General features: G+C 61.2%; 13 protein-coding genes. 6 read left to right on the forward strand and 7 right to left on the reverse strand.

Translation table 11 applies throughout. The features are described 5' to 3' along the window. Nucleotides 1–118 precede the first annotated feature (118 nt). The gene (locus DXC99_RS07395) at nt 119–1,297 is read left to right on the forward strand and encodes an acetate/propionate family kinase (RefSeq protein ID WP_117583928.1); all 1,179 of its coding nucleotides are present in this window, start codon (nt 119–121) and stop codon (nt 1,295–1,297) included. Nucleotides 1,298–1,500: 203 nt separating this feature from the next. On the opposite strand, the gene pta is transcribed toward DXC99_RS07395, so the two are convergent. Continuing rightward, nucleotides 1,501–2,481, reverse strand: a complete 981-nt coding sequence (gene pta, locus DXC99_RS07400) for a phosphate acetyltransferase (RefSeq protein WP_117583929.1) — start codon at nt 2,479–2,481, stop codon at nt 1,501–1,503. 231 nt (nt 2,482–2,712) lie between these two features. Between pta and glf the strand changes: the two genes are divergently transcribed. Together glf and DXC99_RS07410 are read left to right on the forward strand one after the other, a co-directional pair. Next, nucleotides 2,713–3,915, forward strand: a complete 1,203-nt coding sequence (glf, locus tag DXC99_RS07405; protein ID WP_117583930.1) for a UDP-galactopyranose mutase — start codon at nt 2,713–2,715, stop codon at nt 3,913–3,915. Beyond that, nucleotides 3,908–4,939, forward strand: a complete 1,032-nt coding sequence (locus DXC99_RS07410; protein WP_117583931.1) for a glycosyltransferase family 2 protein — start codon at nt 3,908–3,910, stop codon at nt 4,937–4,939. Before glf ends, DXC99_RS07410 begins: the two co-directional genes overlap by 8 nt. A gap of 376 nt (nt 4,940–5,315) precedes the next feature. Here the strand turns inward: DXC99_RS07410 and DXC99_RS07415 are convergent, their stop codons facing one another. From DXC99_RS07415 to DXC99_RS07425, 3 genes are all read right to left on the reverse strand, one after another. Beyond that, on the reverse strand, nt 5,316–6,317 hold the full coding sequence (locus DXC99_RS07415) for a P1 family peptidase (RefSeq protein ID WP_117583932.1): 1,002 nt from the start codon (nt 6,315–6,317) through the stop codon (nt 5,316–5,318). A 100-nt stretch (nt 6,318–6,417) separates the two neighbouring features. Next, complete coding sequence (locus tag DXC99_RS07420) at nt 6,418–6,999, reverse strand: nucleoside triphosphate pyrophosphatase (RefSeq protein WP_117583933.1); 582 nt, start codon at nt 6,997–6,999, stop codon at nt 6,418–6,420. Then, nucleotides 6,996–7,538 (reverse strand): DJ-1 family glyoxalase III, encoded by a 543-nt coding sequence (locus tag DXC99_RS07425; RefSeq protein WP_117583934.1) that lies wholly within the window; start codon nt 7,536–7,538, stop codon nt 6,996–6,998. The genes DXC99_RS07420 and DXC99_RS07425 overlap by 4 nt, the downstream gene beginning before the upstream one ends. 627 nt (nt 7,539–8,165) lie before the next feature. Here DXC99_RS07425 and DXC99_RS07430 point away from each other — a divergent pair. The 3 genes from DXC99_RS07430 to DXC99_RS07440 all read left to right on the forward strand — a co-directional run bounded on the left by DXC99_RS07430 (nt 8,166) and on the right by DXC99_RS07440 (nt 12,179). Beyond that, the gene (locus tag DXC99_RS07430; protein ID WP_117583935.1) at nt 8,166–9,146 is read left to right on the forward strand and encodes an EamA family transporter; all 981 of its coding nucleotides are present in this window, start codon (nt 8,166–8,168) and stop codon (nt 9,144–9,146) included. A 122-nt stretch (nt 9,147–9,268) separates the two neighbouring features. Further along, complete coding sequence (locus tag DXC99_RS07435) at nt 9,269–10,699, forward strand: 6-phospho-beta-glucosidase (protein ID WP_117583936.1); 1,431 nt, start codon at nt 9,269–9,271, stop codon at nt 10,697–10,699. A gap of 31 nt (nt 10,700–10,730) precedes the next feature. Continuing rightward, nucleotides 10,731–12,179 (forward strand): PTS transporter subunit EIIC, encoded by a 1,449-nt coding sequence (locus DXC99_RS07440; RefSeq protein ID WP_117583937.1) that lies wholly within the window; start codon nt 10,731–10,733, stop codon nt 12,177–12,179. A 175-nt stretch (nt 12,180–12,354) separates the two neighbouring features. On the opposite strand, the gene DXC99_RS10435 is transcribed toward DXC99_RS07440, so the two are convergent. From DXC99_RS10435 to ppk1, 3 genes are all read right to left on the reverse strand, one after another. Continuing rightward, nucleotides 12,355–12,684, reverse strand: a complete 330-nt coding sequence (locus DXC99_RS10435) for an IS3 family transposase (RefSeq protein WP_197032199.1) — start codon at nt 12,682–12,684, stop codon at nt 12,355–12,357. Between the two features lie 137 nt (nt 12,685–12,821). Continuing rightward, nucleotides 12,822–14,150 (reverse strand): 23S rRNA (uracil(1939)-C(5))-methyltransferase RlmD, encoded by a 1,329-nt coding sequence (gene rlmD, locus DXC99_RS07450; RefSeq protein ID WP_117583938.1) that lies wholly within the window; start codon nt 14,148–14,150, stop codon nt 12,822–12,824. A gap of 98 nt (nt 14,151–14,248) precedes the next feature. Continuing rightward, entirely contained in the window at nt 14,249–16,657 is a 2,409-nt protein-coding gene (gene ppk1 / locus DXC99_RS07455; protein WP_117583939.1) for a polyphosphate kinase 1, read from the reverse strand. Nucleotides 16,658–17,231: the final 574 nt, after the last annotated feature.

The raw sequence follows: 17,231 nt of genomic DNA on the forward strand, positions 1-17,231 counted from the left end.
CTTTCGTCTCGTTGAGCGATATGCCTGATAGCTATTTATCAAGTTGTGATAACTTCTTATTAACATGCGGCCGCCTTAAGGGGTCTGCGCCGACCGTATCGCACTGCAAAGGAGTCTCATGAACGTACTTGTTGTCAACGCCGGCAGCTCGAGCCTTAAATATCAGCTTTTGGATACCGATACCCGCGAGGTTTTCGCCAAGGGCAACTGCGAGCGTATCGGCTCGGACATGGGCATCTTTGGCCACTCCGAGAACGGTGGTGCCAAGCAGACCGAGGAGATTCCTTTTCCCGATCATCGCTGCGCCATTGCGCGCGTGCTCGAGGAGCTCGAGAAGACCGACTTTACGATCGATGGCATCGGCCACCGTATCGTTCAGGGTGGCTGGCACTTCGATGATTCCGCGGTCGTCGACGATGAGGTCATGGCTAAGATCCTCGAGGTTGCCCCGCTCGCCCCGCTGCACAACTACGGCGAGGCCGCGGCGATTGAGTATTGCCGCGAGAAGTATCCGGAGCTGCCCAACGTGGCCGTCTTCGATACCTCGTTCCACATGACCATGCCCGAGGTCGCCTACACCTACGCGCTGCCCAAGGACGTGTGCGACAAGTACCACGTGCGCAAGTACGGTGCCCACGGCACGAGCCACCGCTATGAGTGGATGATGGCCAAGGAGATCCTGGGCTCGCGCTGCCACCGCCTGCTCTCGTGCCATTTGGGCAACGGCGCCTCGCTTGCCGCCATCGAGGACGGTGTATGCCGCGATACCACGATGGGCCTCACGCCGCTCGACGGCCTGATGATGGGCACCCGTTGTGGTTCCATTGACCCGGCTACCGTGTGCTACCTGCAGCGCGAGGGCGGCTACAGCTACCAGGAAGTCGATGACATGATGAACAAGCAGTCTGGTCTGCGTGCCATCTCGGGCATCTCCAACGACGCCCGTGACATCCGTACGCGCGCCTCCGAGGGCGACGAGCGCTGCCTGCTCGCCTTCGATATGTTCGCCTACAAGGCCATGCAGCAGGCCGGCTCCATGATCGCTTCCATGGCGGGCGTGGACACCATTACCTTTACCGCCGGCATTGGCGAGAACGACTGGTCGATCCGCAAGGCCTTCTGCGACTGCTTTGAGTGGCTGGGCGTGCGCATCGACAACAACAAGAACCGCGAGGCCGTGGGTAACGGCCCGCAGGTCATCAGCGCCGCCGGTTCCGCCGTCACGGTCATGGTCATCCCCACCGACGAGGAATACATGATCGCCCACGACGTCGAGCGTCTGACCAAGAACAACTAACGCGCGCATTTGCAAGTAAGCGAAAGGCCTCCAGAGCAACGACTCAGGAGGCCTTTTTGCTAGCAGGCGGAAATTCCAGTCCCAAAGTGATCATCACCAGCAACGCCCCCGTTCGTAGCTCCGAAGGAGCAGAACGGGGGCGTTTCATTGGTCGAGGACGTTTTCAGGGGTTAGCCCGTACGGCCTTCGGGCGAGTGCGTCCGCTACTCAGCCATCTGAGCCTGGACGGCGGTGATGGCTACGACACCCACGATGTCGTCGGCAGAGCAGCCGCGCGAAAGGTCGTTAACCGGCTTGGCGATGCCCTGCAGGATGGGGCCGTAAGCGTCGGCGCCGGCGAAGCGCTGGACCAGCTTGTAGCCGATGTTGCCGGCCTCGAGATCGGGGAACACAAGCACGTTGGCCTTGCCGGCAACGGAGGAGCCGGGGGCCTTGAGCTGGGCGACGGTGGGAACGATGGCGGCGTCGAGCTGCAGGTCGCCATCGATGGCGAGCTCGGGAGCCTTCTCCTTGCAGAACTTAACGGCCTCCTGGACCTTCTTGGCGACCTCGCCGCCGGCGGAGCCCATGGTGGAGTAGGAGAGCATGGCCACGTGCGGCTCGACGCTGCCCATAAAGGTGGACCAGGAGTGAGCGGAGGCGATGGCGATCTCGGATAGCTCGTCGGAGGACGGGTTGATGTTGAGGCCGCAGTCGGCGAAGATCAGCGTACCGTCGGTGCCGAACTGCGGGGTGTCGGTGCACATCACGAAGAAGGCCGAGACCAGCTTGGTGCCCGGGGCGGTCTTAAGGATCTGCAGCGCGGGGCGCAGGGTGTCGGCGGTGGAGTGGCAGGCGCCGGAGACCAGGCCGTCGGCGTCACCCATCTTGACCATCATGGTGCCAAAGTAGGTGGCGTCCATCACCTGGGCGCGAGCCTGCTCGATGGTGACGCCCTTCTTGGCGCGGAGCTCGGCAAACTTCTGTGCGTACTCCTCGTGCTTCTCGGCGTTGCGCGGATCGATGACGGTGGCGCCGGGGACGTTGATCTCGTTGGGATCGCCCAGGATGACGATGTTGGCCAGGCCTTCCTCGATGATCTTGTTGGCCGCGACGATGGTGCGCGGATCCTCGCCCTCGGGCAGGACGATGGTCTTAAGGTCGGCCTTGGCGGCAGACTTCATACGGTTTAGGAAATCGCTCATGTTACTCCTTGCAAGCGTTTCGCTAAGCTCCAGGCGCCCGGCTGTTCACGAATAAACCCGCTGCTAGCGGGTTTACCTTTCAATAATGTACGCCGCGGTGCTTGAGCTTTCCTTGTGTGGCAAGCTCATTATAGGACGCATTAGCGCTATAATCGCTCTGATAAATATGTCTCGAAGAATGTTCGAGAAAAGCCCAGCTAACGAGCCCGTGGCTTTTGACAAGGAGTATCGATGCAGATTACCTCAGGCCTGCCTGAAGGCTTTAACGCCGGCGCGTACGACATGATTGTCGTCGGTGCTGGATATGCCGGTGCCGTTTGCGCCCGCCGTCTTGCCGAGACCATCGGCTATCGTGTTGCCGTTTTGGAGCGCCGTAGCCACATTGCGGGCAATGCCTATGACTGCACTGACGAGGCCGGAATCCTGATCCACGAGTACGGTCCGCATATCTATCACACCTTTAACGAGCGCGTGCATAATTTCCTGTCGCGCTTTACCAAGTGGACGGATTATCAGCACAAGGTGCTCGCCAACATCAACGGTACCCTTATGCCCGTGCCCTTCAACCATGCGAGTCTCAAGCTCGCCTTTGGTGATGAGCGCGGCGAGGAGCTGTATCAGAAGCTCGTGGAGACCTTTGGCAAGGATGTCAAAGTGCCCATCATGGAGCTGCGTAAGAAGAACGACCCCGACTTGGCCGAGGTCGCCGATTACGTCTACGAGAACGTCTTTTTGCATTACACCATGAAGCAGTGGGGCCAGACGCCCGACCAGATCGATCCCTCGATCACCGGCCGCGTTCCCGTCTTTGTGGGCGACGATGACCGCTACTTCCCGCAGGCCCCCTTCCAGGGTATGCCGCAGGATGGCTACACGGCGCTGTTTGAGCACATGCTCGACCACGACCTGATTGATGTGTTCTGCGACGTGGATGCTCGCGATCTCTTCGAGATCGACGAGACAACCGTCAAGGTCGACGGCAAGGTCTACGGCGGCGAGATCGTCTATACCGGTCCGCTCGATGAGCTGTTCAACCTCGACCTGGGCGCTCTTCCGTACCGCACGCTCGACATGAAGTTCGAGACGCTCGATATGGATCAGTTCCAGCCCGTGGGCACCGTCAACTACACCACGAGCGAGGACTACACCCGCATTACCGAGTTCAAGAACATGACTGGTCAGGTCCTGCCCGGCAAGACCACCATCATGAAGGAGTACTCCAAGGCCTATACGCCCGGCTCGGGCGAGACGCCGTATTACGCCATTCTTGAGCCCGAGAACCGTGAGCTCTATGAGCGCTATCTTGAGCGCGTCCAGAACCTGACAAACTTCCACCCGGTGGGTCGTCTGGCCGAGTATCGTTACTACGATATGGATGCCGTGACCAATTCTGCCCTCGATCTTTCGGATGAGATTATCGCCTGCCATGCATAAAGTCATAACATTCGGTATTCCCTCGTATAACGCCGCCAAGGACATGGACCATTGCATCACCTCCATCTTGGAGGGGAGCAATTACGCCACCGATATCGAGATTATCGTGGTGGACGACGGCTCCAAGGACGAGACGGCCGCCAAGGCCGACGAGTGGGAGGCCCGTTATCCTGGAATCATCCGCGCGGTGCACCAGGAGAATGGCGGCCACGGTATTGCCGTCCTTTCGGGTCTGCGCGAGGCGCAGGGCACCTACTACAAGGTCGTCGACTCGGACGACTGGCTTGACGGCGCTGCCCTTTCGACCATGCTGTCGATTCTGCGCGGCTTTGAAGAGCGCGACCAGCGCGTTGACCTGTTTATCTCGAACTACGTGTACGAGAAGGTTTACGAGGGTACGCATACGGCCATTGGTTACAAGTTTGCCCTGCCTCGAAAAAAGATCTTTACCTGGGACCAGATCGGCCATTTCCGTTTGGACCAGAATCTGCTCATGCACAGCCTGTGCTATCGCACGGATGTGCTGCGCGAGTCCAACCTGCCCATGCCGCCGCACACGTTCTATGTGGACAACATCTACGCCTACGTGCCGCTGCCGCGTTGCAAGACCATGTACTACGCCGACATCGACCTCTATCGCTACTTTATCGGTCGCGAGGGCCAGAGTGTCAACGAGGCCACGATGGTCAAGCGTCTGGACCAGCAGTTCCGTGTTACGCGTATCATGATGGAGTCGTACCACCTGTACAGCGATGTCGAGTCGTCGCGTCTGCGTTCGTACATGATGGGCTACTTCACCATGATGATGGCGATCTGCTCGGTGCTCACCAAGCTTTCCGACGAGGATTGTGCCGATGAGCGTCTGAAGACGCTGTGGAATGATTTGAAGGCCTATGACGAGCGTATGTATCGTCGTGCACGTTACGGTGTGGTCGGCTTCTTCACTAACCTCCGCGGTCGTGCCGGAGACAAAACCACACTCGGCCTATACCGTCTTGCCTCAAAGATCTTCAAATTCAACTAACTGCTGAGTTATCGATACTGTTGGGTTGACTGGGCCCCTTGGCCTTTAGTTTGCTACTGCGAACAGTCCTGCTCGCACGGAAAGCACATTAAGTGCTTTCCGGCTCGTGCGGAACTTGTATCAAACTAAAGGCCAAGGGGCCTCTGCTATAAGTATCGATTTTCAGATGATTTGAATTTGAAGATCTTCGACGCGCGGTACACAGGGGCCTGGGCTGAAAAGAAAAAGGTTGGAAGTCGGCCGGAGGCGGGCGGGCATTACGTTTGTCGCGAGCTCCGCATGCAAAGAAGGCCACTTAATGTGGCCTTCGTCTTGCATAGGACTGTAGGGCAGCAAACGTAATGCCCGCCCGCCTCCGGCCGACGGTCGAGTGAGATTACTTCGCAGCACCTGGGATGCCGTGGGAGGTTTTGGCGGTTTTGGCTCCGTTTACGATGGCGGTTTGCAAAGCCCTTACGGCGAGCATGCCCAGCAGGTCTAGGGGAACGGCGGCGCTTGCCTGGGCACCCAGTTTGCCGCTGGCGAGGGTGTAGATGGTGTCGCCATCGTTGGTGGTGTGCGTGGGACGGATGGCGTGTGCGTAGGCGTCTGCGGCCATCTGAGAGACCTTGGTGGCTTGTGCCTTAGTGAGTTCCACGTTGGTGACGATGCAGCTGATGGTGGTGTTGGTGCGGTCGAGCGGCATCTGCATGGATCCGGCGGCGGCAAAGGCTGCGAGTTCCATGTCGACGATCTGGTCGCTATCGGCTGCGGCGCGCATACCGGCGACCCACTCGCCGGTGAAGGGGTCGACAACGTTGCCACAGGCGTTGACCGAGACCACGGCGCCCACCTTGATGGGGCCGAGCGCCACGGCGGCAGCGCCAAGGCCGGCCTTCATGCAGGTGGCAGGGCCCATGAGCTTACCCACGGTAGCGCCCGTGCCGGCGCCTACGTTGCCCTGTTCGAGCTTGGTGGGGGTGTGGTCGAGCGCCTCGCGCACGGCGGCGATGCCGGCCTCAATGTCGGGGCGAACGGTGGGGTCGCCAAAGGCAAGGTCGAAGATACAGCTGGAGCACACGATGGGCACCTGCGTGGGGCCGACGGGCAGACCAATGCCGCGGCTCTCGAGTTCGCGGGCCACGCCGCTTGCAGCCTCGAGGCCAAAGGCCGATCCGCCCGAAAGGCAGACGGCGTGGACCTTGTCGACGGTGTTCTCGGGTCGCAGCAAGTCGGTTTCGCGCGATGCGGGAGCACCGCCGCGAACGTCAACGCCACCGGTGGCACCCTCGGGCGCCACGATTACGGTGCAGCCGGTGCCAGCTTCCTCGTCCGTATAGTTGCCAAAGCAAAAGCCATCGACATTGCAAACATCGATGGCTTCGAGCAGTGTGTCCATGTTTTCTCCTATCGGTTTTCCGCCGGGCCTTATGCCCGGTCGGGATCCGTACGGTACGGCAAAATTGTAGGCGCTGGGGGATACCCAGCGCCAGATGCAATTACGAGAGTTTTTGAATCGCGCGTGCGACGCGAGCGATGGGCAAGCCCACCACGTTGTAGAAGTCACCCGAAATATCGTGCACAAGCATGCGGCCGCCTGTGCCTTGGATGCCGTAGGCCCCGGCCTTGTCCATGGGTTCGCCGGAGGCAACATAGCGCTCGATCTGCTCTTCGGTAAGCTCATAGAACGTCACGTCGGTCACATCGACAAACGACAGGCTCTCGGCGGCATGCGGAGCTGTAGCGTCGCCGGCTTTAACGATGCAGACGCCGGTTGCGACCTGGTGCGTGCGGCCCGAAAGCTCGCGGAGCATGGTGCGTGCCTCGTCCCCGTCTGCCGGCTTGCCCAAAATATGGCCGTCAAAGGTGACAATAGTATCGGCCGCGACGGTCAGTTCGTTGGGCTCGGCATGCTCGGCGGCAACGGCGGCGGCTTTGGCGCGTGCTAAGCGTTCAACGAGCGTAAGCGGGACCTCGCCATCAAAAGGCGTTTCGTCGATATCTGCGGGAATCACGCGAATGTTATAGCCTGCCTCGCGCATCAACTCGATGCGGCGCGGTGATTGCGAAGCCAAAATCATAGCTGAATGCCCTCGGCGACCTTCTCGACGGCCTTGTCGCCGGCGAGCGTGCGCAGCAGCTCAAGCGCAAAGGGGAGCGACTGGGCCATGCCGCTGGCGGTGATGATGTTGCCGTCGTGCGTGACCTTGTCGCCGGTATAGGCGCCCTCGGGGAAGCTCTTCTCAAAGCCGGGGAAGCACGTGGCGTGGCGTCCCTCGAGCAGGTCGAGCTCGCCCAGGATAAACGGGGCGGCGCAGATGGCGGCAACGTGCTTGGTCGCGGCGAAATCGCAGACTACGTCGCAGACGCGCTGGTCGGCGCGCAGGTTGGTGGCACCGGGCAGGCCGCCGGGCAGCACGACGCAGTCGTACTCGTCAAAATTGATCTCATCAAAGAGCGCATCGCAGGTCACGGGGATCTGCAGCGAGCTTACGACCTCGCGCGTGGGCATGATCGAGACAAGCGTGGCGCGCACGCCGCCGCGACGCATGACATCGACCATGGTCAGGCATTCAATCGTTTCAAAGCCATCGGCGGCAAGAACGGCAACGCTGGGCATAAGGGTTCCTTTCAAAAAACGGCATACAATTAGCCGTCTTATACCCCGAAGACCTCCGCTTGCCACGCTCGATTTTCCATTGTTTAAAAAGGGACGGGGCTATTTTAGCTACCCCACTTGCAGGGTAGCTAAAATAGCCCCGTCCGAATTAGCTACCCTCACCCATCCTCAACAATCTCAATCTGTAACATCTAGACCCACTTTTGACCCCTAACTGTTACAGATCAAGACAAACGGAAACCGCCCCGACAAAACGTCTAAATCTGTAACATCTACGGACCAAAACCGGGTCTTACTGTTACAGATCGAGACAGCCCCCAACAGCACCGCCCCGTTCGGGGAAACGACCGCTACAGGTACGGCGGGCAGAGGCTCACTTTTTTCTTCGGTTTTTCTTGACGGAATCTCACCTGTTGTAGTACTTTGTCCCAGTCTAAAAACGCGTGGACTTTTCTGGGCGCTAGCCACCTTTTTGCCACGCAACCGAGCAGTCGGTTGCGTGGCTTTTTTCGTCTTGGCAGCAGGTACCACATGCACCGCCAGAAGACCGCACGAGCCCACCTTCCGACTGCAGGGAACAGACGCACGAGACGTGCATCTGCAAGACAGCAGACGGAAGGGAGCCTAATGGCAGAAACAAACACAATCAAGCAACAGACCGCCGAGGCGGGAGCCGCGGGCGCGGGGCAGGTCAAGGCGGCGCTCCAGGTCTTTGCGGGCGGCGCCTGCTACGGCGCGATGGCCACGACCTACAAGCTCGCCTACGCCGCGGGCTTCACCTCAGCGCAGGTGGTGGCGAGCCAGGCGTGGTTCGGCTGCCTCTTCTTCGCCCTCGCCACGCTCGCAGGGCACGCACTCGGGCACCGCTGGCAGCGCGTGGGCTGGAAGCTCGCCCTCAAGCTCATGGGCCTGGGAGCCCTCACCTGCCTCACCTCAATCCTCTACTGCTACGCCATGAGCGTGCTGCCCGCCCCGGTGGCACTCACGCTCCTCTTCCAGTTCACGTGGCTGGGGCTCGTGTGGCAGACCGTCATGACGCGCCGGCCGCCGAGGCTCCTCCAAGTGGTCTCCGCCCTGGTCATCGTCTTCGGAACGGTGTTCGCCAGCGGCGTCTACAAGACCGGCATCACCGGGTACGACCCCGTGGCCCTGCTCTGCGCGCTGGGGGCGGCCGTGTCCTGCTCCCTCTTTGTCACCCTCTCCGGCAAGGTCGAGGCCCCCTGCTCGTCCGAGCAGCGTGGCGTCATCGTATGCGCGGGCTCCGTGGTCATGTCGCTCACGGTGTGTCCGGACTACGTCGTCTCGGGCGTCCTCGCCCAGGGCATCCTGCCCTTTGCCGTCATCGCCGGCTTCTTTGGCATGCTCTGCCCGGTCCTGCTCTTCGGCATGGGCTCTCCGCACCTGCCCGCGGGCCTGTCCACCGTCATGGCCGCCGCGGAACTCCCCGCCGGCCTGCTCATCGCCATGATCGTCCTCGGCGAGCCGCTCGGCGTCGTCGAGTGGCTGGGCGTCGCCATCATCCTCGCCGGCGTGTGCCTGGCACAGGTCCCCTCCCTGCTTGGAGGCCGGGAGGCACGTCGCGCCGCCGCAGGACAAGCCGTCAGCTAGTCACCCCTTCACAGGCGGCCCGCGCGCATCAGGGAAAGGGCCACGGGCCAGGCGCGCGAGGCCGCAAGGACGTTATAAAGCGTCCCCCGCAGAGATGGGGGCGCCAGAGAGAAGGAGGCACCATGCCATTTCCAAAAGGGTTCCTTTGGGGAGGAGCCACCGCCGCCAACCAATGCGAGGGAGGTTATGACGAGGGCGGCCGCGGCCTTGCCAACGTCGACGTCATCCCACACGGGCCGGAGCGCAACGACGTAAGCCGCGGCCTGAGGCGCATGCTCGACTTCGAGCCCGGGTACTACTACCCGGCCCAGACGGGCATCGACTTCTACCACCACTACCGCGAGGACATAGCCCTCTTCGCGGAGATGGGCTTTAAGGTCTTTCGCCTCTCCATCGCCTGGAGCCGCATCTTCCCCAATGGCGACGAGGAGGAGCCCAACGAGGCCGGGCTCGCTTTCTACGAGGACGTGTTCCGCTGCTGCCGCGAGCACGGGATCGAGCCCCTCGTGACCATCACGCACTTCGACTGCCCCATCCACCTCGTCAAGAAGTACGGCGCCTGGCGAAACCGCACCCTTATCGAGCTCTACAAGCGGCTTGTGACGGTGCTCTTCAACCGCTACCGCGGCCTCGTGCGCTGGTGGATCACGTTCAACGAGATGAACATGATCTTGCACCGTCCCTTCATGGGTGCCGGCATCGTCCTCGAGCCCGGGGAGAATGCCCGCGAGGCCGAGTACCGCGCCGCGCACAACGAGCTCGTGGCGAGCGCCTGGGCCACCAAGATCGCCCACGAGGTCGACCCGGAGAACAAGGTGGGCTGCATGCTCGCCGCGGGAAGCTACTACCCCTACTCCTGTCGTCCCGAGGACGTTCGCGCGGCGCAGGTCAAGAACCAGGAGGACCTCTTCTTCGTGGACGTGCAGGCGCGCGGTCGCTACCCCGGCTACGCGCTCAAGATGCTCGAGCGCGAGGGCATCGACGTGGGCATGACCGCCGAGGACGAGCGCATCCTTGCGGAGAACACCGTCGACTTCATCTCGTTTAGCTACTACTCCTCGCGCTGCACCGCGGGCGACCCCGACTCCGTGGGCGGCGTCGCCGAGGGCAACGCCTTCGCCGGCGTGGAGAACCCCTACGTGCGCACGAGCGACTGGGGCTGGGTCATCGACCCGCTGGGATTCCGCATCACGATCAACGACCTCTGGGACCGCTACCAGAAGCCGCTCTTTGTGGTGGAGAACGGCCTCGGCGCCTATGACGAGGTGCTTCCCGACGGCACGATCGAGGACGACTACCGCATCGCCTACCTGCGCGAGCACATCGAGGCCATGCGTGACGCCATCGAGCAGGACGGCGTCGAGATGCTCGGCTACACCACCTGGGGGCCGATCGACCTCGTGAGCGCGGGCTCCGGCGAGATGGAGAAGCGCTACGGCTTCATCTACGTGGACCGCGACAACCTGGGCAACGGCACGCTCGAGCGCAGGCGCAAGAAGAGCTTCTACTGGTATCAACAGGCCATCGCCACCAACGGAGGCGACCTGGGCTAGCCGCCCGGGCAATATCACTAAGGAGAAAATAATGGCTGAAAAATACGACGATCTGGCCAGATCCATACTCGAGAACGTAGGCGGCACAGAGAACGTCGCCAGCGTCGCGCACTGCATCACGCGCGTGCGCTTCAAACTCAAGGACGAGTCCCGCGCCAACACTGCCAAGATCGAGGCCCTCAAGGGCGTCATCCAGGTCATCCAGGCCAACGGCCAGTACCAGGTGGTCGTGGGTAACATCGTCGAGGACGTCTACGACGCGGTCCTGGAGGCCGGCAACTTCTCGGGCGGCGCAAGCGCCGACGACGAGCCCCAGGGCGATAAGACCGTTGCCTCCGTCGTCATCGACCTCATCTCTGGCATCTTCCAGCCCATCCTGGGACCGCTTGCCGCCGCAGGCATCATGAAGGGACTGCTTGCCCTCATCACCTACTTCGTCCCGGCCTTTGCAAACGACGGCCTCTACACGCTGCTCTACACCGTGGCTGACGGCTTCTTCTACTTCCTTCCCGTCGCCCTGGCGTTCAGTGCCGCGCGCAAGTTCCGCATGAACGAGTTCACCGGCGTGGCAATCGGCGTGGCGCTTCTCTACCCGACGATGGTCGCCCTGACCTCGGGCGAGGCGCTCGGCAGCATCGACCTCGGCGTGGCCGGCACGTTCTCGTGGTACGCCACCGCCCTCGGGCTCCCCATCATCATGCCCGTGTCCGGCTACGTGAGCTCGGTGATCCCCGTCCTTCTCATGGTGTGGTTCGGCTCTATCCTTGAGCGCTGGCTCAAGAGCTGGATGCCGGCTGCGCTCAAGATGTTCCTTGTCCCGCTCGCCACGATGACGGTCTCCATCGTCTTGGGCTACCTCATCATCGGCCCGGTGGCCACCCTCATCACCAACCTGCTGAGCGCGGCATTCTCGTTCATCTTCCAGCTCCCCGTGGTTGGTTCCGTCCTGGGCAGCGCCCTGGTTGGCGGACTGTGGATGTGCCTCGTCATCTTCGGCTTCCACTGGAGCCTCATCCCCATCTCCATCATGAATCTGAACACCCTCGGCCACGACAGCGTGCTCGCCGCCACCATCGGCCACGGGTTCGCGCTCGGAGCGGTCATCTTTGCCATGTACCTCAGAAACAAGGACGAGCGCTTCCGCGGCATCGCCCTTCCCGCGATGATCTCCGCCTTCTTCTTCGGCGTCACCGAGCCGGGCATCTACGGCATCGCCCTCCCCAACAAGCGCGCGTTCGTCGTGGCATGCCTGAGCTCCGCCGTGGGCGGCGCCATCGTGGGAATGACTGGCGCTCTCATGTACATCTCGGGCGGCCTCGGCGTCTTCAACCTGCTCAACTTTATCGACGGGACCCCTGGTGGCGCCGGGATCTCCCACATGATCTTCGCGATCATCGCCTCGCTCGTCTCTGCCGTCCTGGCCTTTGTTATCGAGTTCATCACCTACCGGCCCAACGACGATGAGGAAGGCACCCGCTAGCCTGCGCCCTCCTCAATCAGCTCTATGTAATTGAGGGGCAGTTGAGGTGGGTGAGGGCCGAGGGCGATCAAGGTGGCCGCCCTCGGCCCGGGACAACCTGCCAGAAGGCGTTTAGCTTTCTCGGGCGGCGCTGAAATGAACTGCGCCCCGATACTTGGACGGGTCAATTAGCGGCCTATGCCGCACATGGGGACTGATTTCGGAACTCCTCCGGGGTCAGTCCCTTTTGCTTAACCCGCCTCCTCTTGTTCCAGTGAACGGTATAGGCTTCGAGGTCCCGCTTGAACTCCTCGAAGCTCCGCCACGTCCGGCTCCTGTAGAATTCGTCCTTCAGGCGCCCGGGCAGCAGCTCCGTCGCATGAGCTTGCCCTCGCACGCCGCCGGCCCCGGCCGGGTCCGGGCACCCTTCGGCCTCCCGCTGGCCTTCGGCGCGCCCGCACCCCCTGTCGCAAAGCTCTGCTGCAAGAGTCCTCAGCGTGGCGTCGTGCCTGACTCTCCCGTCCATAAAGAAGCCCCCATTTCTAATGTTCAAGAAATGAGGGGCGGTTCAATTTCGGGACGGGGATTAAATAATCATTCGGAGCAAATCTATTTTTATCCCCGTGCCAGAAAAATCATCGGGCGTGGTCTGGGGCAAACAGTCTAGTTGCGCTTGAGGTGGACGACGGTTTCGCAGTGGAAGGTTTGCGGGAACAGATCGACCGGCGTGATCTTGACGGGGGAGAAGGTACCTTCCTCGACAAAGCGCTTAAGGTCGCGTGCCAGGGTGGCGGGGTCGCAGCTCACGTAGACGACATCGCGAGCGCTCGTGCTGGCGATAAGGTCGATCGCCTCGGGGGCGAGGCCTGCGCGCGGCGGGTCGACCACCAAGACGTCGGCATCCTGGTCGGGGAACTCGCGCACCGCGTCTCCGCCAATGACGTCGACGTTATCAAGCTTGTTGATTTCCAGGTTACGGCGCAGGTCGCGCACGGCCGGGCCGTAGGCCTCGACGGCGGCGACGAAGTCGCAGCGGCGGGCGAGCGGCAGGGTAAAGGTTCCGGCGCCGCAGTACAGGTCCACGGCAAGCTCGTCTTCTTGCGGGTCGAGCGCTTCCATGACAAGCTCGATCAAAATCTCAGCACCCTTGGTGTTGACTTGGAAAAAAGACGGGGCAGACAAGCGCATCTGACCCTCGGCGATATTCTCGGTCCATGAGCCCTCTCCGGCGAGCATTTCGACCTTGGAGACACGGCGGGCCTTCTTTTCGCCCTTGCTCATCACACGCACGATGCTCGTGGGATGAGCGGCGACCGCCAGCACGCGGGAGACTTGCGAGCGCGGAAAAGAGCCCGTGGGCGTCCAGAGTGCAACCTCGAGCGCCTTGGTGCGGCGCGATGCGCGAATGCCCACGCGTTCGAGCCCTAAGTCATGGCTGCCGCTTAGATAGTTGAGTGCGCCGACGACCGATTTGAGCGCCTTGGGAAAACGTTTATCGAACAGCGGACACGCATCGACGGTCACGATTTTGCTGGGGTCGACACCGTGCATGCCAAGGCGCACGCGACCGTTGACGACGGTCGGTTCGAGCTCGATTTTATTGCGGTAGCCCCAGTCGTCCTTGGTGTGGCAGATGGGCTGCACCAACTCATCGACCTGCTCAGGAGCGAACTTGCCGATGCGCTCGAGCGTGGAGCGCAGGTTTTGCTCCTTGGCGGCGAGTTGTGCCGTGCGTGAGAGATTGCCCCACGAGCAGCCGCCGCAGATGCCCACGTAGGGGCAGGGGGGCTGAATGCGATCGGGGCTCGGCTCCAGAATCTCGGTGGTGCGGGCGCGCATGAACGACTTGCCGTCCTGTACGACCTCGGCCTCGACGGTGTCGCCTGCCACGGCACCCTGCACAAAGACGGCTTTGCCGTTGTCGGCGTGCGCCAGCCCGTCGGCGCCGTAGGTCATCGATTCTATAGTGAGCTTCATATCCCTGCCTGTCATTCGTGTTGTTGCTCGCACCATGGTAGCAGGGAAAAGCGCCCCGCATCCGAGGCTTTCCTCAAATGCGGGGCGCTTCTACAAACTGCTTCTACAAACGACTATTTCGTCTTGCCGGTAATGAGCGTCTTAAGACCCAGGCCGATCAGGCCCAGGCCCATGCGCACACGACCGGGGCGATGGCGCTCGATGGCCTTGGTCTTGCCGGCGGGCTTATCGCGACGGGCGCTCGTCTCGGGTGCGGGCTTAGCTGCCTGCGGCTCGGGCTGAGGTGCAGGTGCGGGCTCGGGCTCAATGACGGTCGCCTGGACCTTCTGAACCTCGGGTGTGGCCGGCTGCGGCTTAGGAGCAGGGGCGGGCTTTGCCTCAATGACGGGTTCGGGCGCGGCCTCGGCGTTGCGGTAGGCACGCTCCAGCAGGGCTTCCTGCGAGTTGAAGGGTTTCTCACCCTCTGCGCGCTCCACGGGGACCCAGGTGCCGTCGCTCGTGAGGCTGCGGGCCTTCACGTTGTCGCGCAGCTGCATGCTCATGTACTCGTGCACCAGGGCGCGGCAGGTGGGGTCGAGCACGGGGAAGGCGATCTCCACGCGGTGCTCGGTGTTGCGTGTCATCATGTCGGCCGAGCTCAGATAGATCATGTCCGAGTCCACGCCAAAGGCGTAAACGCGCGCATGCTCCAAAAAGCGTCCGACGATAGAACGGACATGCACGTTCTCGGTCTTGCCAGGAACGCCCGGCTTGAGGCACGAGATGCCGCGGATGATCATGTCCACGCGGACTCCTGCGCACGATGCCTCGGCGATCTTGTCGATGACCTCGCGGTCGGTGAGCGAGTTGAGTTTAAAGAACACGCGGGCGGGCTCGCCGGCGAGGGCGCGCTGGATCTCGCGGTCAAGCCCGCGCATGATGAGCGGTTTCAGTCCGACGGGCGCCACACCCAGGAAGCGGTAATCGCCGCGCAGGTTGCCCAGCGACAGGTTGCGGAAGAACAGGTTGGCGTCCTCGCCGATGCCGGGGTGAGCGGTCATGAGCATAAAGTCGCTGTAGAGTTTGGCCGTCTTCTCGTTAAAGTTGCCGGTGCCCAGCAGCGTCAGGCGCGTTAGCGCCATGCCCTCGCGATAGGTGAGCTGGCAGATCTTGGAGTGGCACTTAAAGCCCTCGGAGCCGTAGATGACGGTGCAGCCGGCCTCTTCCAGGCGCTCGGCCCACTCGATGTTGTTCTGCTCGTCAAAGCGCGCGCGGAGCTCCATGAGCACCGTGACCTCTTTGCCGTTCTCGGCGGCATCGATCAGTGACTCGCACAGGCGGCTCTGCTTGGCCACGCGGTAGAGCGTGATGCGCAGTGAGATGCACTCGGGGTCGTAGGCGGCCTCGTGCACCAGATCCAGGAAGGGGTTCATGGCCTCATAGGGATAAAAGAGCAGCTTGTCGTGCTGAAGTACCTGCTCGCGGATGGAGCGGGTCATATCGATGGTGGGGTTGGGCTGCGGCTTAAACGGTGTAAAGAGCAGCTCGTTGCGCAGGTGCTCGGGAATCTTGCCCTCAATGCCAAAGACGTAGCCTAGGTCGAGCGGGATATCGCAGGTAAAGACAGAGCGGCGCGAAAGCTCGAGCGCCTTGCGGATGGTCTTGAGCGTCGCCTTCTCGAGCGACCCCGAGACCGCGAGCACCACCGGCTGCAGGCGCAAGCGTTTCTTGAGGATGCGCTTCATGTGCTGACGGTAATCCTCTTCCTCCTCGACGCCCTCGCCGTCCGGGTCGATGTCGGCGTTGCGGGTGACGCGGATGAGCGCGCGGTCGAGCGGCTTATAGGAGCCAAAGCAGCTGTCCAGGCAGGCGAGGATGACGTCCTCGAGCAAGATGTAGGAGTAGATGCCGGTGGGCGAGGGGATCTCGACCACGCGGTTCATCGAGGTGGGAATCTCGATAAGGCCCAGCAGACTCTCCTCGTCGGTGACGCCGTCCAGGCCGCAGGCCAGGTAGAGTGCGCCGTTGCGCAGGTTGGGGAAGGGGTGGCGCGGGTCAATCACCAGCGGTGAGATGACCGGCGACACGTAGGCCTGGAAGTAACGGGTTACAAAGGTGCGCTCCTCGGGCGTAAGCGAATCGATGCGGGCGCGGTGAACGCCCAGGGTGTCGAGCTTGCCCTCGATGCTCTTAAAGATGGACTCCCATCGGGTAAGGAGCCCGGGCATTTCGGCCATGACAGCATCGACTTGTTCGGAGGCGGTCATATTGCTCTTGTTGTCGACAGGCTGTTTTTTGAGCTCTGCCAGATCGGACAGGCCGCCCACGCGCACCATGAGAAACTCATCGAGGTTAGACTCGAAAATCGACACGAACTTTAGCCGCTCGAACAGCGGAACGGTCTCGTCGAAGGCTTCGTCAAGCACACGGTTGTCAAAGCGCAGCCAGCTGAGCTCTCGGTTCTGCGTGTACGAGAAGTCGCGCGGCGGCTTACGCAGCTTTGCAGCGGCTTGCTTTTTTTCGATTTTGCTCGGCATATGCATCTGTCCGTTCAGTCCCCGTGGGGGACGGTTGCCTAACACTATTCACTATTGTCTCAATTTAGTCGGCCTATGGCACGGACGTATCGCGTGAACGGTATCTTTACCTACTTCTTACGCTGACAAGCCATAGAGCTGACGCCCTTCGCGTTGTGAAAAACGGTCTATATCCTCACTCAACTGGTGAGTATGTGTGAATAAGAATGATAGGTAGCTGAATATCATCGAATACAGACAGAAACACGAACAAGCGTCATTTATATACATAAAACCGTTTTAGATATGCAATTCTTAATCGAAAGATTGGAGTTGTAATTGCGAATGATTTTTAAGAAAAAAGAGCATTTACCTTAGAAAAGCTACTTTAGAACGCCGAAGTGCATTATGGGAGAATCATATTCGATATACCGTTCATCGAACTTTGTTGACCGTTCGGGGGCGAGGTGGAATTGCGGTTGGAATTTGGATATAACTAGAGCTGTCAGCAAGCAGCACCCGTTACGGAAGGGTGCTGAGAGATTCGGCCGAAAGGCCCGAAAGAAAGGTAGGAGGCCATGACGAAAGGTCTGCACGTGCC

Origin of the sequence: Collinsella sp. TF10-11AT (assembly GCF_003437565.1) — a bacterium.
In the GTDB taxonomy this organism is placed as follows: domain Bacteria; phylum Actinomycetota; class Coriobacteriia; order Coriobacteriales; family Coriobacteriaceae; genus Collinsella.

Excerpts from the sequence above, each read along its gene's own strand:
- DXC99_RS10435 (WP_197032199.1), bottom strand. The coding sequence starts at position 12,684 with ATGGACGGGAGAGTCAGGCACGACGCCACGCTGAGGACTCTTGCAGCA.
- DXC99_RS07415 (WP_117583932.1), bottom strand. The coding sequence starts at position 6,317 with ATGGACACACTGCTCGAAGCCATCGATGTTTGCAATGTCGATGGCTTT.
- DXC99_RS07425 (WP_117583934.1), bottom strand. The coding sequence starts at position 7,538 with ATGCCCAGCGTTGCCGTTCTTGCCGCCGATGGCTTTGAAACGATTGAA.
- rlmD (WP_117583938.1), bottom strand. The coding sequence starts at position 14,150 with ATGACAGGCAGGGATATGAAGCTCACTATAGAATCGATGACCTACGGC.
- glf (WP_117583930.1), top strand. The coding sequence starts at position 2,713 with ATGCAGATTACCTCAGGCCTGCCTGAAGGCTTTAACGCCGGCGCGTAC.
- DXC99_RS07420 (WP_117583933.1), bottom strand. The coding sequence starts at position 6,999 with ATGATTTTGGCTTCGCAATCACCGCGCCGCATCGAGTTGATGCGCGAG.
- pta (WP_117583929.1), bottom strand. The coding sequence starts at position 2,481 with ATGAGCGATTTCCTAAACCGTATGAAGTCTGCCGCCAAGGCCGACCTT.
- DXC99_RS07440 (WP_117583937.1), top strand. The coding sequence starts at position 10,731 with ATGGCTGAAAAATACGACGATCTGGCCAGATCCATACTCGAGAACGTA.
- DXC99_RS07410 (WP_117583931.1), top strand. The coding sequence starts at position 3,908 with ATGCATAAAGTCATAACATTCGGTATTCCCTCGTATAACGCCGCCAAG.
- DXC99_RS07435 (WP_117583936.1), top strand. The coding sequence starts at position 9,269 with ATGCCATTTCCAAAAGGGTTCCTTTGGGGAGGAGCCACCGCCGCCAAC.
- DXC99_RS07430 (WP_117583935.1), top strand. The coding sequence starts at position 8,166 with ATGGCAGAAACAAACACAATCAAGCAACAGACCGCCGAGGCGGGAGCC.
- DXC99_RS07395 (WP_117583928.1), top strand. The coding sequence starts at position 119 with ATGAACGTACTTGTTGTCAACGCCGGCAGCTCGAGCCTTAAATATCAG.
- ppk1 (WP_117583939.1), bottom strand. The coding sequence starts at position 16,657 with ATGCATATGCCGAGCAAAATCGAAAAAAAGCAAGCCGCTGCAAAGCTG.